Origin of the sequence: Actinocrinis sp., from assembly GCF_035938995.1 — a bacterium.
Taxonomy (GTDB): domain Bacteria; phylum Actinomycetota; class Actinomycetes; order Streptomycetales; family Catenulisporaceae; genus DASZGI01.
Genome location: NZ_DASZGI010000300.1, coordinates 1 through 22,479 on the forward strand (window position 1 = coordinate 1; position 22,479 = coordinate 22,479).

At 70.4% G+C, this 22,479-nt stretch carries 26 protein-coding genes and 1 pseudogene; 7 read left to right on the forward strand and 20 right to left on the reverse strand.

The genetic code is table 11. From position 1 onward, the window contains the following. The 8 genes from VGZ32_RS20775 to VGZ32_RS20810 form a co-directional block, all read right to left on the reverse strand. On the reverse strand, window positions 1-357 hold a 357-nt coding region (locus VGZ32_RS20775; protein WP_326887789.1), incomplete at its 3' end, for a DNA-formamidopyrimidine glycosylase family protein. Then, window positions 341-1,072: a ribonuclease III gene (gene rnc / locus VGZ32_RS20780; protein ID WP_326887790.1), complete on the reverse strand. Its 732-nt coding sequence runs from the start codon at window positions 1,070-1,072 to the stop codon at window positions 341-343. The genes VGZ32_RS20775 and rnc, both read right to left, overlap by 17 nt. Before the next feature lie 17 nt (window positions 1,073-1,089). Next, window positions 1,090-1,263: a 50S ribosomal protein L32 gene (gene rpmF / locus VGZ32_RS20785; protein ID WP_326887791.1), complete on the reverse strand. Its 174-nt coding sequence runs from the start codon at window positions 1,261-1,263 to the stop codon at window positions 1,090-1,092. A gap of 155 nt (window positions 1,264-1,418) precedes the next feature. Then, complete coding sequence (locus tag VGZ32_RS20790) at window positions 1,419-2,030, reverse strand: YceD family protein (protein ID WP_326887792.1); 612 nt, start codon at window positions 2,028-2,030, stop codon at window positions 1,419-1,421. Window positions 2,031-2,197: 167 nt separating this feature from the next. Further along, the gene (locus VGZ32_RS20795) at window positions 2,198-3,163 is read right to left on the reverse strand and encodes an ATP synthase F0 subunit B (RefSeq protein ID WP_326887793.1); all 966 of its coding nucleotides are present in this window, start codon (window positions 3,161-3,163) and stop codon (window positions 2,198-2,200) included. 136 nt (window positions 3,164-3,299) lie between these two features. Beyond that, the gene (gene coaD / locus VGZ32_RS20800; protein ID WP_349263692.1) at window positions 3,300-3,776 is read right to left on the reverse strand and encodes a pantetheine-phosphate adenylyltransferase; all 477 of its coding nucleotides are present in this window, start codon (window positions 3,774-3,776) and stop codon (window positions 3,300-3,302) included. 400 nt (window positions 3,777-4,176) lie between these two features. After that, on the reverse strand, window positions 4,177-6,474 hold the full coding sequence (gene recG, locus VGZ32_RS20805; protein WP_326887795.1) for an ATP-dependent DNA helicase RecG: 2,298 nt from the start codon (window positions 6,472-6,474) through the stop codon (window positions 4,177-4,179). A gap of 6 nt (window positions 6,475-6,480) precedes the next feature. Next, the gene (locus tag VGZ32_RS20810; protein ID WP_326887796.1) at window positions 6,481-8,250 is read right to left on the reverse strand and encodes a DAK2 domain-containing protein; all 1,770 of its coding nucleotides are present in this window, start codon (window positions 8,248-8,250) and stop codon (window positions 6,481-6,483) included. Between the two features lie 199 nt (window positions 8,251-8,449). Between VGZ32_RS20810 and rpmB the strand changes: the two genes are divergently transcribed. Then, on the forward strand, window positions 8,450-8,638 hold the full coding sequence (rpmB, locus tag VGZ32_RS20815; protein WP_326887797.1) for a 50S ribosomal protein L28: 189 nt from the start codon (window positions 8,450-8,452) through the stop codon (window positions 8,636-8,638). 154 nt (window positions 8,639-8,792) lie between these two features. On the opposite strand, the gene thiD is transcribed toward rpmB, so the two are convergent. Together thiD and VGZ32_RS20825 are read right to left on the reverse strand one after the other, a co-directional pair. Beyond that, the gene (thiD, locus tag VGZ32_RS20820) at window positions 8,793-9,602 is read right to left on the reverse strand and encodes a bifunctional hydroxymethylpyrimidine kinase/phosphomethylpyrimidine kinase (protein WP_326887798.1); all 810 of its coding nucleotides are present in this window, start codon (window positions 9,600-9,602) and stop codon (window positions 8,793-8,795) included. A 7-nt stretch (window positions 9,603-9,609) separates the two neighbouring features. Further along, the gene (locus VGZ32_RS20825; RefSeq protein ID WP_326887799.1) at window positions 9,610-10,599 is read right to left on the reverse strand and encodes a thiamine-phosphate kinase; all 990 of its coding nucleotides are present in this window, start codon (window positions 10,597-10,599) and stop codon (window positions 9,610-9,612) included. A gap of 223 nt (window positions 10,600-10,822) precedes the next feature. On the opposite strand from VGZ32_RS20825, the gene VGZ32_RS20830 reads away from it, so the two are divergent. Beyond that, complete coding sequence (locus VGZ32_RS20830) at window positions 10,823-11,056, forward strand: Lrp/AsnC ligand binding domain-containing protein (RefSeq protein WP_326887800.1); 234 nt, start codon at window positions 10,823-10,825, stop codon at window positions 11,054-11,056. Beyond that, window positions 11,035-11,604, forward strand: coding sequence for a DUF3515 domain-containing protein (locus VGZ32_RS20835; protein WP_326887801.1), 570 nt, complete (start codon window positions 11,035-11,037; stop codon window positions 11,602-11,604). Before VGZ32_RS20830 ends, VGZ32_RS20835 begins: the two co-directional genes overlap by 22 nt. Before the next feature lie 20 nt (window positions 11,605-11,624). On the opposite strand, the gene VGZ32_RS20840 is transcribed toward VGZ32_RS20835, so the two are convergent. The 3 genes from VGZ32_RS20840 to VGZ32_RS20850 are packed head-to-tail and all read right to left on the reverse strand — an operon-like array spanning window position 11,625 to window position 14,716. Further along, the gene (locus VGZ32_RS20840) at window positions 11,625-12,776 is read right to left on the reverse strand and encodes a D-alanine--D-alanine ligase family protein (protein ID WP_326887802.1); all 1,152 of its coding nucleotides are present in this window, start codon (window positions 12,774-12,776) and stop codon (window positions 11,625-11,627) included. Window positions 12,777-12,809: 33 nt separating this feature from the next. Beyond that, window positions 12,810-13,814 carry an NAD(P)H-dependent glycerol-3-phosphate dehydrogenase gene (locus VGZ32_RS20845; RefSeq protein ID WP_326887803.1) on the reverse strand — a complete coding sequence of 335 codons (1,005 nt, stop codon included), beginning with the start codon at window positions 13,812-13,814 and terminating at the stop codon, window positions 12,810-12,812. Next, the gene (locus VGZ32_RS20850; protein WP_326887804.1) at window positions 13,811-14,716 is read right to left on the reverse strand and encodes a lysophospholipid acyltransferase family protein; all 906 of its coding nucleotides are present in this window, start codon (window positions 14,714-14,716) and stop codon (window positions 13,811-13,813) included. The genes VGZ32_RS20845 and VGZ32_RS20850 overlap by 4 nt, the downstream gene beginning before the upstream one ends. A 291-nt stretch (window positions 14,717-15,007) precedes the next feature. Between VGZ32_RS20850 and cofC the strand changes: the two genes are divergently transcribed. Next, complete coding sequence (cofC, locus tag VGZ32_RS20855) at window positions 15,008-15,853, forward strand: 2-phospho-L-lactate guanylyltransferase (RefSeq protein WP_326887805.1); 846 nt, start codon at window positions 15,008-15,010, stop codon at window positions 15,851-15,853. A 230-nt stretch (window positions 15,854-16,083) separates the two neighbouring features. Here cofC and VGZ32_RS28835 read toward each other — a convergent pair whose 3' ends face one another. The 4 genes from VGZ32_RS28835 to leuC all read right to left on the reverse strand — a co-directional run bounded on the left by VGZ32_RS28835 (window position 16,084) and on the right by leuC (window position 19,406). Next, entirely contained in the window at window positions 16,084-16,713 is a 630-nt protein-coding gene (locus VGZ32_RS28835; RefSeq protein ID WP_349263691.1) for an HU family DNA-binding protein, read from the reverse strand. A gap of 200 nt (window positions 16,714-16,913) precedes the next feature. Then, window positions 16,914-17,243, reverse strand: a complete 330-nt coding sequence (locus tag VGZ32_RS20865) for a hypothetical protein (protein WP_326887806.1) — start codon at window positions 17,241-17,243, stop codon at window positions 16,914-16,916. Window positions 17,244-17,352: 109 nt separating this feature from the next. Continuing rightward, window positions 17,353-17,952, reverse strand: coding sequence for a 3-isopropylmalate dehydratase small subunit (gene leuD / locus VGZ32_RS20870; protein WP_326887807.1), 600 nt, complete (start codon window positions 17,950-17,952; stop codon window positions 17,353-17,355). 2 nt (window positions 17,953-17,954) lie between these two features. Then, complete coding sequence (gene leuC / locus VGZ32_RS20875) at window positions 17,955-19,406, reverse strand: 3-isopropylmalate dehydratase large subunit (protein ID WP_326887808.1); 1,452 nt, start codon at window positions 19,404-19,406, stop codon at window positions 17,955-17,957. A 155-nt stretch (window positions 19,407-19,561) separates the two neighbouring features. On the opposite strand from leuC, the gene VGZ32_RS20880 reads away from it, so the two are divergent. Next, the gene (locus VGZ32_RS20880; protein WP_326887809.1) at window positions 19,562-20,281 is read left to right on the forward strand and encodes an IclR family transcriptional regulator; all 720 of its coding nucleotides are present in this window, start codon (window positions 19,562-19,564) and stop codon (window positions 20,279-20,281) included. Between the two features lie 129 nt (window positions 20,282-20,410). Here VGZ32_RS20880 and VGZ32_RS20885 read toward each other — a convergent pair whose 3' ends face one another. The 3 genes from VGZ32_RS20885 to VGZ32_RS20895 all read right to left on the reverse strand — a co-directional run bounded on the left by VGZ32_RS20885 (window position 20,411) and on the right by VGZ32_RS20895 (window position 21,807). Continuing rightward, window positions 20,411-20,839 carry a MarR family transcriptional regulator gene (locus VGZ32_RS20885; RefSeq protein WP_326887810.1) on the reverse strand — a complete coding sequence of 143 codons (429 nt, stop codon included), beginning with the start codon at window positions 20,837-20,839 and terminating at the stop codon, window positions 20,411-20,413. Next, window positions 20,839-21,183: a polyketide cyclase gene (locus VGZ32_RS20890; RefSeq protein WP_326887811.1), complete on the reverse strand. Its 345-nt coding sequence runs from the start codon at window positions 21,181-21,183 to the stop codon at window positions 20,839-20,841. Before VGZ32_RS20890 ends, VGZ32_RS20885 begins: the two co-directional genes overlap by 1 nt. Window positions 21,184-21,324: 141 nt before the next feature. Continuing rightward, complete coding sequence (locus VGZ32_RS20895) at window positions 21,325-21,807, reverse strand: GNAT family N-acetyltransferase (protein WP_326887812.1); 483 nt, start codon at window positions 21,805-21,807, stop codon at window positions 21,325-21,327. 202 nt (window positions 21,808-22,009) lie between these two features. Between VGZ32_RS20895 and VGZ32_RS20900 the strand changes: the two genes are divergently transcribed. Together VGZ32_RS20900 and VGZ32_RS28840 are read left to right on the forward strand one after the other, a co-directional pair. Next, on the forward strand, window positions 22,010-22,351 hold the full coding sequence (locus VGZ32_RS20900) for a metalloregulator ArsR/SmtB family transcription factor (RefSeq protein ID WP_326887813.1): 342 nt from the start codon (window positions 22,010-22,012) through the stop codon (window positions 22,349-22,351). A gap of 3 nt (window positions 22,352-22,354) precedes the next feature. Continuing rightward, window positions 22,355-22,479 (forward strand): annotated as a pseudogene (locus VGZ32_RS28840) (ATPase); the annotation flags it as partial.

Here is a 22,479-nt window from a genome sequence, read left to right on the forward strand (position 1 = left end):
CAGATGCGTCTCGTCCGGCGCCTCGCGCGGCTGGACGAGCAACTGGCCGCTCATGCCGAGATGGCCGAGCAGCGCCTCGGCCGCGGGCTCGCTCGCCGCCGTCTCGCCGGCCACCGTCCCAGCGGTCGTCTCACCTACAGCCGCCGGTCCACCGTCGAGCGGGATCCACAGATACTTGCCGCGCCGCCGCGCGACCCCGACCACCCGGCCGCGCAGCCGGTCCGCGAAATCCGCCGCGCCGGCCGAGTGCCTGCGTACCGCGCGCGGGTGCAGGGCCTCGGCCGACGCGATCGTGCGCCCTGCGGTCCAGCGTTCCAGGCCGCGGCGGACGACTTCGACCTCAGGTAACTCGGGCATCGGGCTCGGCCTTGGCGGAGCCGTGCAGCGCGCGGATCGCCCGGTACGCGTGCTCGGCCGCGATCTGCTCGGCGACCTTCTTGGAGCGGCCGCGACCGTTCGGGTACTCCTGGTCGCCGACCCGCACCCGGGCCGCGAAGAACTTGTCGTGGTCCGGGCCATCCTCGGTGACCAGGTACGCGGGCACGCCGAGCGAGTGCTCCGCGGTCAACTCCTGGAGCGAGGTCTTCCAGTCCAGGCCGGCGCCGAGCCCGGCGGAGGCCTCGATCAGCGAATCGAACAGCCGGTGGATCAGCGCCGCCGCCTGGTCCAGGTCGTGGTCCAGGTAGACCGCGCCGATCAACGCTTCCATCGTGTCGGCCAGGATGGAGGACTTGTCCCGGCCGCCGGTGGCCTCCTCGCCCTTGCCCAGGCGCAGGAATTCGCCCAGCCGCAGCGTGCGGGCGACTTCCGCGAGCGCGCGCGAGTTGACCACGTGCGAGCGGAACTTGGCCAGCTGGCCCTCCGGCAGATCCGGATGCGCCTCATACAGCGTGCTGGTGACCACCAGCCCGAGCACCGAGTCGCCCAGGAACTCAAGGCGCTCGTTCGTCGGGACGTTGCCGTTCTCGTAGCTGAACGACCGGTGGGTCAGGGCACGCTCGAGCAGCCGCGGGTCGATCGGCACGCCGAGCCGCTGCTCTAAGACGTCTGGTGACACCTGCGAGTCGGTCACGAGCGGCTACCCCGGCGTCAGACGGCGATGACCTGGCGCTTGTTGTAGGTGCCGCAGTTCCCGCACACGGTGTGCGACAGCTTCTTCTCCTGGCAGCGGTCACAGGCGACCAGGGTCAGAGGCGCGGCCTTCCACTGGGCACGCCGCGAGCGGGTGCGGCTACGGGACTTCTTGCGCTTCGGAACGGCCACGGTTCGGTCTCTCCTGGTCATCGCCCGGTCGGCGCCGCGAGGGCCGCCGGGTAACTCGTCAATGCACGTGCTGGTGCTGCTGGGCCTGCTGTCTGCGGTCGCGTTCTCCGTTGCCGGAGAATGCTCCCGATGACTGTACTGGACCGCGCCGGGTCCTACGCACCGCTCGAGGACCCCGCGGGGTCCTCGTCGGCGTCGCCGCCCGCGACGGTCAGCCCGCTCAGGGCCGCCCACCGCGGATCCATGGCGTCGTGGCGGTGGTCCGGGTCGTCCGCCAGCCGGGCGCCGCACTCGGCGCACAGCCCGGGGCAGTCGTCCCGGCACAGCGGCTGGAGCGGCAGCTCCAGCATCACCGCGTCATGCGCCGGGGACGCCACGCTGATCTGCTCCTCGACCACGAGCAGCGCCTCCTCCGCCTCCTCGGCGGTGAGGTCCTCGAGGTCGTAGTAGAACAGCTCCTGGAAGTCCGCGTCGACCTCCACCTCGATCGGATCGAGGCAGCGCACGCACTCCCCCTCGATCGAGCCGGAGACCCGGCCGGTCGCCAGCACCCCTTCCACCACGGACTCGAGCCGCAGATCGAGCAGCAGGTCGACGTCCTGCGTCCGGTAGAGACCGTCGAGCGTCGCCTTGCCACCCAGCAGGGCGTCGCCGGGCACGTCCCGGTCGTACTGCCGCATGGCGCCGGCGCGCCGGCCCAGGTCCCGCACGTCGAAGACGAACGGACTGCGCGCGTCGTAACGGCGTGGCTTGGATGCGGCGGGCATGGTGACTTTCGACAGAGGAGTTCGGGCAGCGGACACAACGGTCGTGGTGGAAACGGATACCAGAACCGACCGTTCAGCTTACCAAAGCCTTCCGCAGCAGGCGGAATCGCGCAGGTCGCGGGCGGTGCCCCTGGCGAACGCAGAGCACACCGCCCGCGAACGGATTCCTAGCGGCGGTAGCCCTCCTGCTGGAACTGCCGCACGTCGATCAGGCCGGTGTCGAAGTACGAAGTCTCGTCGGCCGGGTACTGCGGGCCGGGGCCTTGCTGCTGCTGCGGAACGCCATAGGGCTCGGGCCGGTTGCCGTATCCATCGCCGTAGCCCTGCTCGCCGCCGTACTGGGGATCGGTTTGGAACTCGCCCGTGCCATAGCCGTGCGCCGCGCCCTGGTCGTAAGCGCCCTGCTCGTACCCGTAGCCGTCGTGGTGGTCCGCGGCGTACGCGCCCTGAGTCGCGTATTCGCCCGACCGGCCCGGCTCGCCGTAGCCGTCCCGCTCGCTGTAGCCGTCGCCCTCGTAGGGTTGCTGCTCGTAGGGGCGGTCGGCCTCGGTGAACGCCTCGGTGGTGAAGTCCTGGGTCTCGAAGCCGTCGAAGTGGTTCTCCCCGCCGGAGAAGTCGCGCGAGCGGCGGCGCTCCTCGGCGACCGCGTCCTGCTCATCGACGTGCCGGCCGAGTTCCTCCATCGGGCTGGTGCTGCCGCGCATCTTGTCCCGGCCGCGGCCGACCGCCTGGAGCGTCTTGGTCAGCACGACCTCGAAGTTGGCCAGCTTCTGGTCCACGTAGTCGTCGGCCTCGAGCCGGGTCTGCTCGGCCTCGCGGCGGGCCTGGGCCAGGATCCGCTCCGCCGCGCCCCGCGCCTCGCGCGAGAGGTCGGTGTTGTCGATGATCGAGTCCCGCTCCGAGCGGGTGCGCTCCATCATCCGCTCCGCCTCGCGGCGGCCCTCCTCCAGCACCGACTCCCGGTCGGCCAGCACCTGGCGGGCGCGGTCCATCTCTTCGGGCATTCCGCGCTTAAGGTCGTCGAGGAGGTCGAGCACCTGCGCCCGGTTGATCACGCACGAGGCCGACATCGGCATCGCGCGGGCGCCCTCTACGATCTCGATGAGTTCGTCGATCTTGGCATTCACGTCCACCGGACTGGCACTCCCCTGTTTAAACCGGGCGACGCGGGATAGGGCGTCGGCTGTCAACGGTACCCCGTGCGGCGCGGTGTGCGGTGGCACCGATCGAAACGGCCCGATCCCGCGAGGTCCGCGGCCCCTCGGCGGGCTACTTGCGCAAGCGTTCGACCAGCCGGTCCAGCACCGAGTCGGGCACGAGTCCGGACACGTCGCCGCCGAGCGCGCAGACCTCCCTGATGAGCGAGGAGGACAGGAAGCTGTAGAGCGGGTTGGTCGGCACGAAGAGCGTCTCGACGTCCGCGAGGCGGTGGTTCATCTGGGACATCTGCAGCTCGTAGTCGAAGTCGCCGACCGCCCGCAGGCCCTTGACGATGGCCCGGATCCCGCGCGCGGCGCAGAACTCGACGAGCAGTCCCTCGACCACCTCGACCAGGACGTTCGGCAGGTGGGCGGTGACCTCGCGGATCATCTCGACCCGCTCTTCGTACTTGAACAGCCCGTTCTTCCCGGCGTTCTTCCCGACCGCGACGACGACCTCGTCGAACAGCGAGGACATGCGGGTGATCACGTCGAGGTGGCCGTTCGTGACCGGGTCGAAGGAACCCGGACAGGCCACCCGGCACATCTTCTTCGGATTCTTCGGAGCGGTTCCGGATGCGTCCACGAGACATCCTTGTTGTTGGCTGGTCGGCCGTGCTGCCCGGCTCGGCGCGACCGTACCAGACCGCGCCGCGATACGACCCCGCAGGCTCAGGTGCTTTAGCCCGGCGCTGCTTCGGTTCGACCCGGCTTCGACCCGCTGCGGCGCCGATGCGGCGCGGAATGCCGCGCCACCAGGTGCTGGACAGGCTAGACGCCGCGGCTAGGGGTGTTTGGAAAGTATCGTCGGATGAGCCCGCGGCGTCTGACGCGTGCGATTCGCAAGGCGGCGGAGCTCCCTCATATCGGGAATATGTGGGTGCTTCGCCAACGCCGCGAGCGTGCGTGGCAGGCGCCGCGGGCCCGGCGAGACTTTCCAAACACCCCTAGCTGCGTTCCAGATAGTCCGCTCGATCCGCGGTGAGCAGCGCGTCGACCGCGTGCGCCAGCGCGGGCTCACCGGCCAGCTCGGGATCGCGCGCCACGATGTCCATCGCGGCGCTCCTGGCCTGCCGGATCAGCTCCTCGTCCCGGATCACCGCGAGCATCTTGAGCGAGGAGCGGCGCCCGGACTGGCTGGCGCCGAGCACGTCTCCCTCGCGGCGCTGCTCGAGGTCGATCTTGGACAGCTCGAAGCCGTCGAGGGTGGCCGCGACCGCGTCGAGCCGCTCCCGGGCCGGGGTGCCCTCGAATGCCTCGGTGACCAGGAGGCAGAGGCCGGGGGCCGCGCCACGGCCGACCCGTCCGCGCAGCTGGTGCAGCTGCGAGACGCCAAAGCGGTCGGCGTCGACAACGGCCATCACGGTGGCGTTGGGGACGTTGACGCCGACCTCGATGATGGTGGTCGCGACCAGCACGTCCACCTTCCCCGCGGCGAACCGGGTCATCACCTTGTCCTTCTGGTCCGGGTCGAGGCGCCCGTGCAGCACGCCGATCTCGAGTCCTGCCAGCTCGTTCTCGGCCAGCCGAGCGGCCGTTTCGACCACGGACGCGGGCTCCGGCGGGGACCCGGAAGGCGCCGACGCAGCGTCGTCAAGTGCGAGCTGCCGGTCCTCGCCGTCCTCTCTGGACGCCGCGAGCGAAGACGACCGGTCGTCTTCGCTTTTCTTGGCATTCTCGCTCAGGTCGACTTCGCCGTCCGAATCCTCCGCACCGTCCCCGTCGCCGCCGATCCGGGGGCAGACCACATACGCCTGGTGTCCGGCTGCGACCTCGTCCCGTATGCGCCCCCAGGTGCGCGCGAGGTAGTTCGGCCGCTCCCGGGACGGCACGACGAACGTGGTGATCGGCGAGCGGCCGCGGGGCAGCTCGGCCAGGATCGAGGTCTCCAGGTCGCCGAAGACGGTCATCGCGACGGTGCGCGGGATCGGCGTCGCCGTCATCACCAGGACGTGTGGCGGGTCGGCGGCCTTGGCGCGCAGGGCGTCGCGCTGCTCGACGCCGAAGCGGTGCTGTTCGTCGACGACGACCAGGCCCAGGTCCGCGAACTCGACCGCGTCCTCGATCACCGCGTGCGTGCCGACGACGATTCCGGCCGCGCCGCTCTTGGTGTCCTCCAGGTTGGCCCGCCGCTCGCGGGCGCCCTGCGAGCCGGTCAGCAGGGCGACGCGGGTACCGTCCGGGTCGCCGTCAAGCTCCCCGGCGCGGGCCAGCGGGCCGAGCAGCTCCCGGATGGAGCGGTGGTGCTGCTGGGCGAGCACCTCGGTCGGCGCGAGCAGCACCGCCTGACCCCCGGCGTCCACGACGGTGAGTATGGCGCGCAGGGCGACGAGGGTCTTGCCGGAGCCGACCTCGCCCTGTAGCAAGCGATGCATCGGATGCGGTGCGGCGAGGTCGTGGGCGATCTGGTCACAGACCTCCACCTGACCCCGGGTCAGCTCAAAGGGCAGCGACGCGTCGAAGCGGTCGAGCAGGCCGCCGGGCTTGGACCGGCGCGGCTTGGCGGGCAGGGCGAGGGCAGCGCGGCGCCGCTGGGCGAGCGCGACCTGGAGCGGAAGGGCCTCGTCCCATTTGAGCCGGTGCTTGGCCTGATAGGTCTGCTCGATCTCGGTAGGCCGGTGGACCTGTTCCAGCGCCTGCTTGAGGCCGATCAGCCGGTGTTCCTCACGCACCCGCTGGGGGAGCGGGTCCGGCACGTCGTGCAGCATGTCCAGCGCGATCTCCACGCACTTGGCGATCTTCGAGGAGCTCATCTTCTCCACGGCCGGATAGACCGGGATCAACTTCGCCGAGAAGACCTCGGCCGCCTCTTCCGCGTCTACATCGTCGGCGATCCACTCGTACTCGGGGTTCACCATCTGCCTGGCGCCGCGGAAGTCGCCGACCTTGCCGGAGAACGACCCGGTGCGGCCGGGCCGGAACTCCTTGTCGTGCCAGTTCTTGCTGTTGAAGAAGGTCAGGGTGAGTTTGGACGTCCCGTCGGTCACCACGACCTCGAGGATCGAACGGCCCCGCTCCTTCAGCTGGCGGCGGTGCGCCCGCAGCACCTCGGCCAGCACCGTGACTTCTTCGTCGAGTGCGAGGTCCGCCAGGTCGGTCAACTCGCCGCGCTCCTGGTAGCGGCGCGGGTAGTGCCGCAGCAGGTCGCCCACCGTACGCAGGCCCAGGGTGCGCTCCAGCACCTTGGCCGTGCGGTCGCCGACCGCGTCCTTCAGCGGCGCGTCGAGCGAGTCCGCTTCCACCATCGCGCTCTACTCCACCCCGATCAGGAGCGGCCAGCCGCTCTGACCGCCGTCGTAGGCAATGACGTCCATCTCCGGCCGCCGCGCGTGCACGCGGGCGGTGACGGCCTCGACGAGATCCTCGGCCGAGTCGTCGCCCAGGCCGCCGCCGGTGACCAGTGTCACCATCTCACCTCCCGCCGACACCATGCGGTCGACGAGCTCGAACGCCGCGTCCCGCACGCTCGCGGCGATCAGCGCGACGTCGCCCTCGATCAGGCCGAGCGCGTCCCCGGCGTGGCAGACCCCGGCCATGGTCCAGGCGTCGTCCTCGGCGATCTGGAGCGCGCCGTGGCGGGTGGCTCCGGCGGCGGCGGTCATCGCGACGATGTCGGCGTCGAAGCGGCGCCCCGGCTCGTGCACGGCGAGCGCGGCGATGCCCTGGACCACCGCCTTGCTGGGCACCACGGCGACGCGTACCCCGGAACCGCCGCGGTGCACCTGTTCGGCGGCGGCGTAGGCCGCGGCGAACCCGTCGGCGTCGTTGATCAGCACGATCACCTCGGTGACGGCGGAGTCGAGGATGGCGCGGCTCAGCTGCCCGCTGGTGGGCGGGCGGCCTGGCTGGCAGGGCAGCGGCACCGCGCCGGCCTGCTCGAACAGGTCGGCGATGCCGGGACCGGGCGCGGCGGCCAAGACGATGCGCCCGGGGGTGGGCGCAGGCCCCAGGGGGACCGCCTGTTCCCCGAGCGTGCTCGCCGCGCCGAGACCGGCGGCTGCGGCGGCCGACATCTCCGTGCACTCGGTGGCCAGCGCGGTGATCCGCAGGTCGTACGGCCGGCCGAGGCGGATGGCGGCCTCGATCGCGGCGCCGGGCTGATCGATGTGGACGTGGAGGCGGTAGGTGCCTTCTCCGCCCGCGATGACGAGTGAGTCCCCGGCGCCTTCGGCACACAGTTCCTCGATGTCGGCGCGCAGTTCGCCGAGCTTTTCCGAGGGGATGTCGACCAGATATATGACCTCGTACGACAGCGAAAACGACGTCAGCGGGCTCTCTTGCGTCGAGCCGGACTCGGTGGAGGCGTCGCGCTGAACGAAAGCAGGCTGCGCACGCGCATGCACACTCCTACTGCGTACCGCACGCTCCGGGTCGTAACCCCCGAGCAACGCCGCTAAGACTTCGAGCAGGACGCACACTCCGCGGCCACCCGCGTCCACGACGCCGTTCTCGCGCAGGACCGCAAGCTGTGCGGGGGTGCGGTCGAGAGCGCTTTCCGCGGCGTCGCGGGCGGCCTCGGCGACTTCGGTGAACGTGGGCTCTCGGCCATCGGCGACGGCACCGGCGGCTTCGGCCGCGGCCCGGACCACGCTGAGAATGGTGCCCTCGACCGGCATGCCCACTGCCTGCCAGGCCAACTCGCCCGCCTCGGCGAACGCAGCCGCGAGGACGCGCGGCCCGGCAGGGCGTCCTTCGCGCGCGGCGGCGGCGACCACGTCGGCCAGGCCGCGCAGCAACTGGCTGAGGATGACGCCGGAGTTGCCGTGCGCACCCTTAAGCGCGCCGGCGGCCAAAGCACCGAGCGCAGCAGCAGCGCCGGCAGGCCCGTCGTGGGTCGCCGGGGCGAGCGCGTCGAGGCTCTCGCAGGCGACCTCGAAAGTGAGGAAGAGGTTCGTGCCGGTGTCCGCGTCCGGGACCGGGAAGACGTTGAGCGCGTCGATCTCCTCACGGGCGCGGCCCAGCGCGGCCAGCCCGGTGCGTGCCCAGATGCGTACTCCGGAGCCGTTCAGCGTTTCGAGCACGCTTCGCCTTTCTGTCGACCTCGGCGGAAATCGCGGTCACCCGCCCTGAGGATATGCGGTCCGGATAGGCGCCGGATTGGCTCTCGCGTGGTCTGGTGGGCTACGCTGACCAGGTTGCCCGATGCGTGACGCCATGCTGCGCTCCGAACCGGGCCGCGCCTGTCTTTGTACGTACCCCCTCGGTTTTGGAGAGTCTCCCGTGGCTGCTACCTGCGACATCTGCGGCAAGGGTCCGGGCTTCGGAATGAACGTCTCGCACTCGCACCGCCGCACCAAGCGTCGGTTCAACCCGAACATCCAGCGGGTGCGCACGACTCTGGCCAACGGCACGCCGAAGCGCCAGAACGTCTGCACCAAGTGCCTGAAGGCCGGCAAGGTCAGCCGCTAGGCGAGACCGGCCGTCGGGCGGCGCCAGCGCCCCGGACTCTTCGCTCGACCATCGGTGGCCCCGTGTCCCTGCGACGCGGGGCCACTTGTCGCGCCGTTGTTCTTGCACTGCGTTCGACCTACACCGCGTTCGACTTCCTCGGCACCTGGCCGGCTCAGAACGCCTTGATGCGGAATCCGTGATCCACCGGCCCGGTTCCGCTGCCCAGCGGAAATCCGGCCGCGATCGCTCCGGTGACGTACTCCTTAGCCCCGGCGACGGCCCCAGGCATTGCAAGGCCCTGTGCCAGTTTCACGGCTATGGCGCTCGCCAATGTGCACCCCGTGCCATGCGTGTGCCGGTTCGATTCGCGCCGCGCCGTGTACCAGTGCTCCGCGCCGTTCCCACTCAGCAGGTCGTTGGATTCGGCGCCGCCAAGGTGCCCTCCTTTGACCAGCACCCAGCGCGCCCCCCCACCGAGGAGCACACTGGCGGCCTCACGCATCTCATCCCGTGTTCGCACCTGACGCCCGGTCAGTCGCTCCGCCTCGTCCAGATTGGGGGTCACGACAGTCGCACGCGGCAGGATCCGCGCACGCACGATGCCGAACGCGCCACCGCTGAGCAGCCGGTCCCCGTGTTTCGACGCCGCCACCGGATCGACGACGACGGGAACGGCCGGGTCCAGCCCGTCGAGGAGATCGGCGACGGTTCGGGCGATCTCCGTGGTCCCCAGCATCCCGAGCTTGACCGCGTCGACGCCGATATCGTCGACCACCGCGCGGAACTGCGCGGCCACGGCCTCGGCAGGCAGCGGCCAGACCCCCTCCACCCCTCGGCTGTTCTGTGCCGTCACCGCCGTGACGACGCTCATCCCATGGGCGCCGAGCGCGAGCATGGTCTTCAGGTCGGCCTGGATACCCGCGCCGCCGCTGGAGTCGGACCCGGCGATCGTGAGCACCCGCGCCGGACGCCGCGCGCCCATGACCGCCTCATCGCGACGCAAAGTGGTCCCATCCCCGGACGCCGACCCACGTCTTGCCCCCGATCGTGACCGCGCCGCGCTCCGCCCCGGCCGCCTCTACCCGCCCCAGCGCGCGCCAGCCCTCAGGCAGCGCGGCTTCGGCGGGAAAGCACGCCACCAGCGCGTGGTCCTCGCCGCCGGTCAGCACCCATTCGAGCGGGTCGATCCCCAGCCGCAGCGCCGCGTCCGCCATATCAGCCGGGACCCGCGCCTCCACCAGCTCCCGGTCAAGGTCGATCGCGACCCCGCTCTCGTCGGCGATGTGCCCCACGTCGGCCAGCAGCCCGTCGCTCACGTCGATGAGCGCGGTGGCGCCCGCGTCGGCCGCCTGTGGCCCGGCGGCATACGGCGGCCGGGGCACTCGATGCCGCCGCAGCGCCTCTTCCGGCGCGTCCGCCTGCGCCCCGCGCGCCAGGAACTCCAGCCCGCAAGCCGACCAGCCGAGCTCCCCCGCGACCGCGACCACGTCACCCGGATGGGCTCCTGAGCGGGTCACCGGTGGCCGCCCGCGCAGGTCCCCCAGGGCTGTCACGGCGATCGTCAGCACGTCGCCGCGGGTCGTGTCGCCGCCGGCGACCGAGGCGCCGAGCGGGGCGCACTCATCGGCCAGTCCGGCCGCCAGGTCGCGCGCCCAGGTCAGCGGCAGATCGCCGGGCGCGACCAGCCCGACCAGCAGCGCCGTCGGGACCGCGCCCATCGCGGCGATGTCCGCGAGGTTCTGAGCTGCGGCTTTGCGCCCGACCTGGTAGGCGCTCGACCACTCCCGCCGAAAGTGGCTGCCCTCCAGCAGCAGGTCGGTCGAGGCCACGACCCGGCCGTCCGAGGCGGCGATGACCGCGGCGTCGTCGCCGGGACCCAGCAGGACCGCCGGGCCCTGTTGGACCATTCGGGCGACCCGGTCGATCAGTCCGAACTCGCCGACCTGCTGAAGCGTCTCGTCGGACGTCTGTTCGCTCACCCGGCAAGCCTAAGGCCACTCCCAGGTGGGAACAGATCGCCGACCCCCTTGCGCCACTCGGGTATCAGGCAGGTAACGTTTCGCCGTCGCATAGTTCTAATTGACTACTCTCACTAGTCCGACTGGACTGGCGCAGCTGGCCTAGCCCTGCCAACCGGTCGGACGAGGCTCCGTGTGCGCACCAGCCGGCGCGGGGCGGCGGCTCCGGGAGCAGGAGGACAGCATGGTGCAGGCGTACATCCTGATTCAGACCGAGGTGGGCCGGGCGGCGTCGGTGGCCGAGCGGATCGCCGGACTCGAGGGGGTGACCACGGCCGAGGACGTCACGGGTCCGTACGATGTCATCGTGCGGGCGGAGGCGCAGACGATGGACGACCTGGGCAAGCTGGTCGTCGCGCGGATCCAGACGATAGACGGCATCACCCGCACCCTGACGTGTCCGGTGGTGCGACTCTGAGAGACCGTAAGACCCTGCTCCAGGCGGCGGGCGCGGTCGTTGTCGCCGCGCTCACCGCGCTCGCCCTGTGGTACCTGTTCGGCCGGGGCGACGCGGTCGCCGTAGCGGCCCCAGCGCCGGAGAACAGCAGCACCGCGACCAAGTGCGCGGCGCTCACTAAAGCGGCGCCACAGACCGTGGCCGACCAAAGCCGCAGGCCGACCAACCCCGCCTCCACGCTGACCGCGGCGTGGGGCGACCCGGCGATCATCCTGCGCTGCGGAGTACCCGAGCCGACGATGCTCAAGCCCGGCTCCCCGAACTACGACCCCACCGCCGACGCCACCTTCCTCAACGGGGTCTCCTGGCTGATCGAGAAGACCTCGGACGGCTACAAGTTCACCGCCTACCAGCGCGCCGTCTACGTCGAGGTGGACGTCCCCGCGGCGTACCAGCCCGAGACCAACGCCCTGGTGGACCTCAGCCAGGCCGTGATCGACACCATCCCCCGCAACGACGGCGCCTCAGGTGCCGACGTCGCGCCCCTCTCCACCTCGTCTGGCTCCTGAGCGGGCGGCGTGCGCATGAGTCAGCGAAGGCCAGGGGTGCGGGACAGTGCGTCGGCGATGAGGCGGTCCACCAGGTCGGCGTAGCCGACCCCGGCGGCCTTCCACATCTGGGGGAACATCGAGGTGGGAGTGAAGCCGGGCATCGTGTTGACCTCGTTGACGAGCCAGCGCGGGGCGCCGCCGTCAGTCCCGTCTTCGAGAAAGAAGTCGACGCGCGCGAGGCCTTCGCACTCCAGCGCCTCGAAGGCCGCGTGGGCCAGGGCCTCGAGTTCCGCGGTCTGCGCGTCGGTGAGGTCGGCGGGCAGGGCGATGTCGGCGCTGCCGTCGAGGTACTTCGCCTCGAAGTCGTAGAACTCGTGGCCGCCGCGCACCTTGATCTCAGCGGCCGGGGACGTCTCCGGCGCCGCTCCGGCGCGCCCGGCCAGGACGCCGATCTCGATCTCCCGGCCGTGCACCATCGCCTCGACGATCACCTTCGGGTCGTGGCGCTGCGCTTCTTCGATCGCCTGGGCGAGTTCGCCGGCGCTGTGGACCTTTGAGATGCCCATCGACGAGCCCGCGCGGGAGGGCTTCACGAACACCGGGAAGCCGAGCTCTGCGACGCGCTGCGTCACGCCCGGCCGGTCGCGGTCCCACTCGCCTCGCGCGATCGCGACGTAGCGGCCGACGGGCAGCCCTTTGGAGGCGAGCAGGCGCTTCATGAACTCCTTGTCCATGCACACCGCGGAGGACAGCACGCCCGAGCCGACGTAGTTCACGCCGGCGAGGTCGAGCAGCCCCTGAATGGTGCCGTCCTCGCCGTAAGGGCCGTGCAAGAGCGGGAAGACGACGTCCACGTCGCCGAGCGCCTTAGGCACAGAGCCCGGCTCGTGCACCGTCAGTTCGCGCGCTGTGGGGTCGGCCGCCATCGTCACGAGCGCGCCGCTGGTCTCGTCGATGCGCGCCGGGAGCCGTCCGTCCGTGATGGCGAGTTGGGCGGTCTCCTCGGGCGGCATCAGCACCCAGCGGCCCTCGGTGGAGATCCCGATCGGCAACACCTCGTAGTGTTCGGGATCGAGCACGCTCAGCACGCTGCCCGCGGTGACGCAGGAGATCGCGTGCTCCGAGGACCGGCCGCCGAAGACGACCGCCACGCGGACGCGGCGCTGCTGGGGAGTCTTGGGCTCGCTCATAGACAAGGGACCTTATCGTCTGCGCTTGGGCCGTCAGTACAGCGCCTCGGACTTCGCGGACCGCGCCATCAGGGCGGCCAGCATCTCGCGCGGCGACCTGCCCTCGTGCACCACCGCCACGATGGTCTCCACGATCGGCATCTCCACATGGTGCCGGCGGGCCAGTTCCAGCACGGATTCGCAGGACTTGACGCCTTCGGTCGTCTGGCGGACCTCGGCCTGCGCTTCGGCGATCGATCTGCCCTGACCGAGCAGGCTGCCGAACTTGTGGTTGCGCGAGAGCGGCGACGCGCAGGTGGCCACCAGGTCGCCGAGACCGGCGAGCCCGGCGAAGGTGTACGGATCGGCGCCGAGGGCGATGCCGAGGCGGGTGGTCTCGGCCAGGCCCCGGGTGATGAGCGAGGCCTTGGTGTTGTCGCCGAGACCCATCCCGTCGGCGATTCCCGCGGCAAGGCCGATGACGTTCTTGACCGCGCCGCCGAGCTCCGCACCGATTACGTCGGTGTTGGTGTAGGGCCGGAAATACGGGCTGTGGCACGCCTTTTGCAGACGCTCGGCCACGTTGTGGTCCGCACACGCGACGACGGACGCCGCCGGGTGCCGCTCGGCGATCTCGCGGGCCAGGTTGGGCCCGGAGACGACGGCGATCCGGTCCGGCCCCGCCCCGGTCACCTCGCCGATCACCTGGCTCATCCGCAGACAGGTACCGAGCTCGATGCCCTTGATGAGCGAGACGAACACGGTCTGCGGTGCGACCAGCGGCGCCCACTGCGCGAGGTTCTCGCGCAGGTTCTGTGCGGGCAGAGCGAGGACGAGGAACTCGGCGCCAGCCAGGGCCGCGGCCGGGTCGGGGGTCGCCCGGACCGCGTCGGGCAGCCGGATTCCGGGCAGGTAGTCGGGGTTCTCGTGCTCCGTGTCGATCTGCCGCGCGAGGTCGGCGCGTCGCGCACACAGCACCGCCTCGGTGCCGGAATCGGCCAGCACCAGGGCGAACGCGGTTCCCCAGCTGCCGGGCCCGAAGATCGCGACGCGGGTCACGCGCGGGCCTCCGGCGTGGGCGTGGATGTAGACGCCGAGGCGGGAGTCTGTACGGGGTCGGATTCTTCCGGAGCGGCGCTGTCGGGCGGGGTGACGTCGGGGCCGGTGACCGCGGGGGCGGCGACGTCGGAAGCTTCTTCTTCGGACGCGGCCTGCGCCGGGGCGGTCGATTCATCACCGGCGCGCGTCGCGGCGGGGTCGAAGCGGACAGCGGGCGGCTGCTCGCCGCGGACTCCGGCCACCAGCTCGGTGATCCGGTCCATGATCAGCTCGGTTCCCTTGCGCAGCGCCTCGGAGTTGATCTCCGTACCCACGGCGGCGCGCAGGTCGATCGGTTCACCGGCGGTGACCTTGAGGGTCTTGCGCGGGAAGAATTGGGGCTTGGTCGAGTAGTGCGGGAGCACCTCCTGGGCGCCCCACTGACCGATCGGCAGTACCGGAGCTCCGGTGCGCAGGGCGATCCGAGCCGCGCCCGTCTTGCCCGCCATCGGCCACAGGTCCGGGTCCTTGGTCATGGTGCCCTCGGGGTAGACGATGATCGTCTCGCCGCGCTGCACCGCCTTGACCGCCTCGCGGAACGCCAGCGCCGCATCGCGCGACTCGCGGTGCACCGGAATTTGCCCGGCGGCCCGGATCAGCTTGCCCAGCACCGGCGTCTTGAAAACCGAGGCCTTGGCCAGGAACCGCGGCGTACGCCCCGACTTGACCAGGAAGTGCCCGATCGAGAGCGGATCGAAGTAGGTGACGTGGTTGGCGACCACGATCAGCCCGCCCTGCCGCGGCACGTTCTCCCGGCCGTGCCAGTCCCGCTTGCACAGAATCGCGAGCAGCGGCCGGGCGATGACGGCGATGGACGTGAACGCGGCTCCCGGCCTGGGATTCCGGCGCGATGCGCGGGCCACCCTCGAATCCTTCCGTTGTTCCGGTGTGCTCGGCGGTTGATCAGGCGGACCGGCCCGAGCGGGGCATCACAGTCTCCCGCGCCTGGCGCTACGGTGCCAAGCGTGGCGACACGGTGCCGGGCATACCCGGCCGCGTCCGTGCCAACCGGTGTCTACCGCCGACAGTCGAGCGCCGACCCTCGAACCAGACGAACTCTGTCCGAACAAATTGAACCCTGCCCATCGCGTGAAGCGCTCAGGGTGGGCCGCCGGTGAAAAACGCGGGCGCGGTCGGCATGGGAAGATCTCCGCGTGTGGTCCGTCGTGATTCCAGTCAAGCGGCTACCGGAGGCCAAGTCCCGGCTGGCGCCCGTGCTGGGCGCGCTCCGCCCCGAACTCGCCCTCGCTTTCGCCAGTGACACAGTCGCCGCAGCCGTTGCGTCCCCCGCGGTCGCCTCGGTTTTCGTGGTCACTGGTGACGCCGCGATCGCGTCGCGCCTCTCCGCCTTAGGCGCGCGGATCCTGCCTGACGACGCCGGCGGAGGGCTTAATGGAGCCTTCGAGGACGGAGCGCGACGCGCACTTGCACTCAAGCCGCGGCACCGGATCGCTGCGTTGACCTCCGATCTGCCGAGCCTGCTCACCGCCGATCTGACCGATGCACTGGACCATGCCGACCTCGGTCGTGCGTTCGTCCCAGACGCGCCGGGCAGCGGCACGACGCTGCTCCTCGCGGACGTAGACGGCGTACTCGCCCCGCGCTTCGGTCCCGATTCACGCTTTGCGCACGAGGCGAGCGGCGCGGCCCTGATCGCGTCGGCGGCGAAGTCTCTGCGGCGCGATGTCGACACCGCCGAGGACCTCGACGCGGCGATTGTCATGGGTGTCGGCGCACACACCGCCGCCGCGCTCACCAGGTGGCGCTCAAGGTCAGCGCACTACGCTATGAGCATGCAAGCGACCGTGCGCACTTTCGACCACTCGACCCGCAGCGGAACCGTGCTGCTCGACGACGGCACCGAACTGGCCTACGACGCCGACGCCTTCAACGCGGGCGGCCTGCGCTTCGCCCGCCCCGGCCAGCGCATGGCGCTGCGCGTGGACGACGACGGACGGATCACGGCACTGACTCTGGCCACGCTGCCCCTGCCTCAGTGATCCCGCCGCGCCTGACGGCCGCGTCCCGTCGAAGCGCTCCGAGGTTGACCGGCGCTTGATGGCGGTGCCGCGATACCGGCGTGAACGTGAATAGCCGGGAATGAATACGGCCGCCCGGACACCTCGTCAGGTGTCCGGGCGGCCGTTATCTGAACCGACCCGCGTGCGGATTCCCGCGTGTCGTGTTAACCGCGGTTCTTGTTCAGCGTTTCTCGCTCGGCGCCGCTTAGTCAGCGCTTCTTGGCAGTGGCCTTCTTGGCGGTCGACTTCTTCGCCGCGGTGCTCTTCGCCGCGGTCTTCTTCACCGCCGTCTTGGTGGCCGGCGCCTTGGCCGCGGTCTTGCGCGCCACCGGACGGGCGGCCGCGCGCTTCGAGGTGGACTTGGTCGTGGCGCTCTTCGCCGTGCTCTTCGCCACCGCCTTCTTCGCGGTAGTCTTCTTGGCCGTGGCCTTCGCCGGAGCCTTGGTCGCCATCGGCCTCTTCGCTGCGGTGCTCTTCACGGTGGTGCTCTTCGCGGCGGTCTTCTTGGCGACGGCCTTCTTCGCCGCGGTGGTCTTCGCCGCCGTCCGCTTCGCGGTGCCCTTGGCGCCGTTGACCGAGTCCTTGAACGCCTGGCCGGCGCGGAACTTCGGCACCGTCGCCGCCGCCACCCTGACCTGCTCGCCGGTGCGCGGGTTGCGGGCGACGCGGGCCGGGCGCTTGGCCGACTCGAAGGTGCCGAAGCCGGTCAGGGACACCTTGTCCCCGGCCACGACCGCGCCGGTGATGCCGTCGAGTACCGCGTCGACGGCGTCTCCGGCGGCCCGGCGGGAAACCGCGAGCTTCTCCGCCACCGCGTCAATGAGCTGCGCCTTGTTCACTATGCGCCCCTTTGGGGATGGTGCGGCGCACCATTCGCGCCACACAGGTGGGAAACCTGGTTAGTGCTGTGTCCGGTTCACGCCGCGATGAACGAGCACGTACCGGTCACCAATGCCTTAATCCGCACCGTAGGGCTACGAATCGGGCGAATCAAACACCAACCGCCCTAATCACCTGTGTGTCGCAGTAGTTTCCACAACTAGGGGGACAGTCGGCGCTTCTCTTGCACCGACCGGAGAAATCGCTGGAGACGCCGCATCGCGTCATCCTGATCGTGTCGGGAGGCCGCGGTGATGACCAGCAATCGCCTCACGAAATCAGCGCGCTCCGGCAGATCCAGGTCCATTCCGCGCAGCGCGCAGTGCGCCTGCTTCAGCAGTTCGGCCAGTCGCGCGTAGCCGGACAGCTCGCGCAGTTCCTCCGGATCGAACAGGTCCGGGGTGGGCGGCAGCTGCGGGGCGACCGCGGGCAGGGGCGAGACACGGGGAACGCTTCCGTCACCGTCCTGATCCGCACTGCGCCAGTACACCCTTCCATTGTGCCCCCGCGAAAAGGTGTTCAAGTACGCGGAGAGGCGGTGCGCCCTATCGCGCACCGCCTCTGCTTATGGCACTCAGTTACTGCTTAGACACTCCACGTCAGACTGGGATCGGCTGTGTGACCGGCTTGAAGGCGGGTCGGCTCGCCTCGAAGTCGTCGATGGCGTCGGCGTGGCGCAGGCTCAGGCCGATGTCGTCGAGTCCTTCCATCAGCCGCCAGCGGGTGTAGTCGTCGATCTCGAACGCGAAGGTCGCGTCACCTGCGCGCACCTCCCGCGCCTCCAGGTCCACGGTGACTTCGATAGCCGGGTCGGCCTCCGTCAGCTCCCAGAGCTGCTCCACCGCCGCCTGAGGCAGCACGACGGTCAGCAGGCCGCCCTTGAGCGAGTTGCCGCGGAAGATGTCGGCGAAGCGGGAGGAGATCACCGCCTTGAATCCGTAGTCGTGCAGGGCCCAGACGGCGTGCTCTCGCGAGGAGCCGGTCCCGAAGTCAGGGCCGGCAATCAGCACCGACGCGCCCTGGCGCTCCGGCCGGTTCAGCACGAACTCCGGGTCGCCGCGCCAGGCCGCGAACAGCCCGTCCTCGAATCCGGTGCGGGTGACCCGCTTCAGGTACACCGCGGGGATGATCTGGTCGGTGTCCACGTTCGAACGGCGCATCGCGACGGCCGTGCCGGTGTGGCTGACGAACTTCTCCATGGTCAGGCCTCCACAGTGATCTTCGGCAGGTCGGCCGGCGCGGACAGGTGGCCGGTCACCGCAGTCGCGGCGGCCACCAGCGGCGAGACCAGGTGGGTGCGCCCGCCCTTGCCCTGGCGGCCCTCGAAGTTCCGGTTCGAGGTCGAGGCGGAGCGCTCGCCGGGGGCCAGCTGGTCCGGGTTCATGCCCAGGCACATGGAACAGCCGGCGAACCGCCACTCCGCGCCGGCCTCAGTGAAGACCCTGTCCAGCCCTTCGGCCTCGGCTTCCAGACGCACGCGCGCGGAGCCGGGCACGACCAGCATCCGCACCCCGTCGGCGACCTTGCGGCCCTTGATGACGCCGGCCGCGGCGCGCAGGTCCTCGATCCGGCCGTTGGTGCAAGATCCGACGAACACGGTGTCCACGCTGATGTCGCGCAGCGGGGTGCCAGCATTCAGGCCCATATATTCCAGCGCGCGCTCGGCCGCGGCACGCTCGTTCGCGTCGACGAACGACTGCGGGTCCGGAACGCTCGCGCCGAGCGGCGCGCCCTGACCGGGGTTGGTGCCCCAGGTGACGAACGGGGTCAGCGTGTCGGCGTCGATCTCGACTTCGGTGTCGAAGACCGCGTCGGCGTCGGTGCGCAGAGTGGACCAGTACCCGATAGCCGCTTCCCAGTCCGCGCCCTGCGGCGCGTGCGCGCGGTCCTTGAGGTATCCATAGGTGGTGTCGTCGGGGGCAATCATGCCCGCCCGCGCGCCGGCCTCGATCGACATGTTGCAGATCGTCATCCGGCCCTCCATGGACAGGGCCCGGATCGCCTCCCCGCGGTATTCGAGCACGTAGCCCTGGCCGCCGCCGGTGCCGATCTTGGCGATCACGGCGAGGATGACGTCCTTGGCCGTCACGCCGGGCTGGAGGCGCCCGGTGACGTTGACCGCCATGGTCTTGAACGGCTTGAGCGGCAGCGTCTGGGTGGCCAGCACGTGCTCGACCTCGCTGGTGCCGATGCCGAAGGCGAGCGCCCCGAACGCGCCGTGGGTGGAGGTGTGCGAGTCGCCGCAGACGATGGTCATCCCGGGCTGCGTGAGGCCCAGCTGCGGGCCGATCACGTGCACCACGCCCTGCTCCGCGTCGCCGAGCGAGTGCAGACGAACGCCGAACTCGGCGCAGTTGCGGCGCAGCGTCTCGATCTGGGTGCGCGACACCGGGTCGGCGATCGGCTTGTCGATGTCCAGGGTCGGGGTGTTGTGGTCCTCGGTCGCGATCGTCAGGTCCGGGCGGCGGACCGGACGTCCGGCCAGCCGGAGGCCGTCGAAAGCCTGAGCGCTGGTGACTTCATGCACGAAATGCATGTCGATGTAGAGCAGGTCCGGCTCGCCTTCGGCGCGGCGCACGACGTGTGCCTCCCAGACCTTCTCCGCCAGGGTGCGGGCCGGGCCGCCCCCCGTTGCTGCGGCATTCCCTGCCATCGGCTTGTCTCCCTTGAACTGCCGACACCCGCCGTTGGATGCCGGCGTCGGTGATCGGCGCTGCGCGGTCCCGCGAACTACGGTCCGTCAAGCCTTGCACCGTCTCCATGGCCACCGCATTTGTGTCTCGTGATTTGAGATGGCAATATCGTTCCATGGACACCGTCTCCAGCGGCGTCGGCGTGCTGGACAAGGCCGCCGCCGTCCTCTCCGCGCTCGAGGCCGGGCCGGCCACGCTGGCCACCCTGGTCTCCGCCACCGGCCTGGCCCGCCCGACCGCGCACCGCCTCGCCGTGGCCCTGGAACACCACCGCCTGGTCTCCCGCGACATGCAGGGACGGTTCATCCTCGGGCCGCGGCTGTCCGAGCTCGCGGTCGCGGCCGGCGAGGACCGGCTGCTGGCGGCAGCCGGACCGGTGCTCACCCATCTGCGCGACATCACCGGGGAGTCGGCGCAGCTCTACCGCCGGCAGGGCGACATGCGCGTGTGCGTCGCGGCAGCAGAGCGGCTCTCGGGCCTCAGGGACACGGTGCCGGTGGGCACGGCACTGCCCATGGCGGCCGGCTCGGGCGCACAGATCCTGCTGGCCTGGGAGGAACCAGACCGCATGCACCGCGGGCTCCAGGGCGCAAGGTTCACGGCGACCACTCTCGCGGGCGTGAGGCGACGTGGATGGGCGCAGTCGGTGGCGGAGCGGGAAATGGGTGTGGCGTCGGTATCCGCGCCCGTGCGAGGCCCGAACAACCGCGTCATCGCGGCGGTATCGGTCTCAGGCCCGATCGAACGACTGACCCGCCAGCCCGGCAAGCTGCACGGCGAGGCCGTGGTCGAGGCCGCCGCGCGCTTGTCCGAGGCGGTTAAGCGCGGCTCCTGACCGCCACTGCCTGGACGAGGTCTCTACCACCCCTCCCCCGCCCCTATCCAGAAACCACCGAGCCTCCACCGCCGGCCCGCCCTAGGTACGCGCCCTACGCGCGCCCGCACCGATCCACTCAGGCGCGAGTCAGCCCGGAGCGTCCGCAAGCCGTCGAAGCACCGAGAGCGCAGCCTCCGGCTCGACCGAGGCGAAGAATTCGGCGTCAGCCGCCTCGACGGCGTCGATCGCGCGTGGGGCGAGTTCGGCCCCGCGCGCAGTCACCCGGATGCGCTTGGCCCGTGAGTCGGCGGGATCGGGCTCGCGAGAGATCAGACCTTTGCGCTCAAGGGTGCCGAGGACCGTCGAGGTCATCTTCACGTCGGTCCCCGCCTGGGTAGCCAGCGCGAGCTGATTGGGCGGATCGCCTGAGCGGCCGAGCCACCAGGCGCAGGCGAGCAGGACGAACTGCACGTGGGTTAGGTCGAGTGGTGCCAGCGCGGCGGTGATCGCCCGTTGCCAGCGCAACGTCGCGTGCCACAGGAGAAAACCGGGGCTGGAGGCCGGATGAAGCGCCATCAGGAAGCGGCACGCACGAGCGCGGCCATGGTCTCCGGAAAGTCGGCGGTGATGGCCAGACCGAGCGACGGGCCGATCGAGTCAGCGGCCGACCCCGTGATCTCGGTCCGGTACGCGAGCAGAAAGCGGCCAGCAGCCAAGGGCGTGATCCGATGCACAGTCCGGATCACCGCGCCGTCGAAGGATGCCTCATCCGTAAACGACTCGTTCTCCACTGCTGCGACGATGCGCAGCTGAACAGGATCCTGCCCCTTCGGCGTCATGGCGATCACGCTGCCGACCGCGAACGGCCCCGACAATGAGACGGACTTGATGTCGGCGTTCCACTCCGGCCGCGTCGCCACATCGGCCCACCGCCGCACATCGTCACTGAACGTTTTTCTCGTGTGATTGGGCGTCCGTTCGGGTTCGGCTTCCGGGTAGCGCGGACGGTGAGGGTGCCGACGAACGGGTTGTCGACTACGAGCACAGCACTGCTGAACTGGTCAGAGTTGCAGCTCCAACGTCAGCTCGTCGCGCAGGGCGATGCCGAACCGGCCGACCAACGGAATGGAGGGCGTGATCTTCCGGGCCGCATCCATCGCACCCGGGGCGACGGCGACGATCCGCATCCCGCGCCGCTGGTAGAACCGCAGCGCGTCCAGATTGTCATTCGTGGTGATCAGCCACAGCCGCCGGGCGTTCACCCGCCGGCCGAGGTCGGCTGCGGCGGACAACAGCGCGCCACCCACCCCAGCGCGCGGTACCACCGCATCCAGCGAGACCACCTCCAGGTCGTGGTCCGCGATGGTATAGGTGAGCAGGCCGACCACCCGGCCATCTCGCTCGGCCAGCAATGCCGGCAGCTGCGCCGCGTCGTACACGGACCCGTGGACCACAACCGTCGTGGATCCCCACGACGCCATGAGGACCTGCACGATCGCGTCGTGATCAGCCGCCCCTGCTTCCCGCACCCGGATATCGCCCATGGCATCAGACCCTAGTCTCGTGCGCCGCGCCGCTTCGCTGCATTTTGCGGTCCGCCCTGACGGCAGGTCGGCTTCGATCCCAGCCGCAACGCGGGAACCACCCCAGCATCCGACACCACGCTCACACACCCGATCCGGCCCGGTGGATCAGGGCTGATTCCTCCGGCTTGACGCTTGCCGATATGGGAATATGATGGCGCCCATGGCACGAGCGGCGACGACGTCGGACGTCTTCAACGCGATCGCCGAGCCGCAGCGCCGGGAGATTCTGGTGCTGCTGCGGGCGGGTGAGCGGCCGGTGACCGAGTTGGCCCACGAGCTGGGGATGACCCTGCCGGGGGCGTCCAAACACCTGCGGGTGCTCCGGGAGGTCGGGCTGGTGCGGGACCGCAAGGCGGGCAAGCAGCGCCTGTACGGCCTTGACGCCCGCGGGCTGCGACCGGTGCACGAGTGGACCGGCGGGTTCGAGCGGTTCTGGAACGAGAGCTTCGACCGGCTGGACGCGTACGTGCAGGACCTCAAGCAGGCAAGGCAGGAGGAGTAGCTGATGAGCGCGACGGGACGAGGAGCGCCGGCGCAGTCCGCGACGGCCGACCGCGAGATCGTGATCTCCCGGGTCATCAGTGCCCCACGGGAGCTGGTGTTCGAGGCGTTCACCGAGGTGCGGCACCT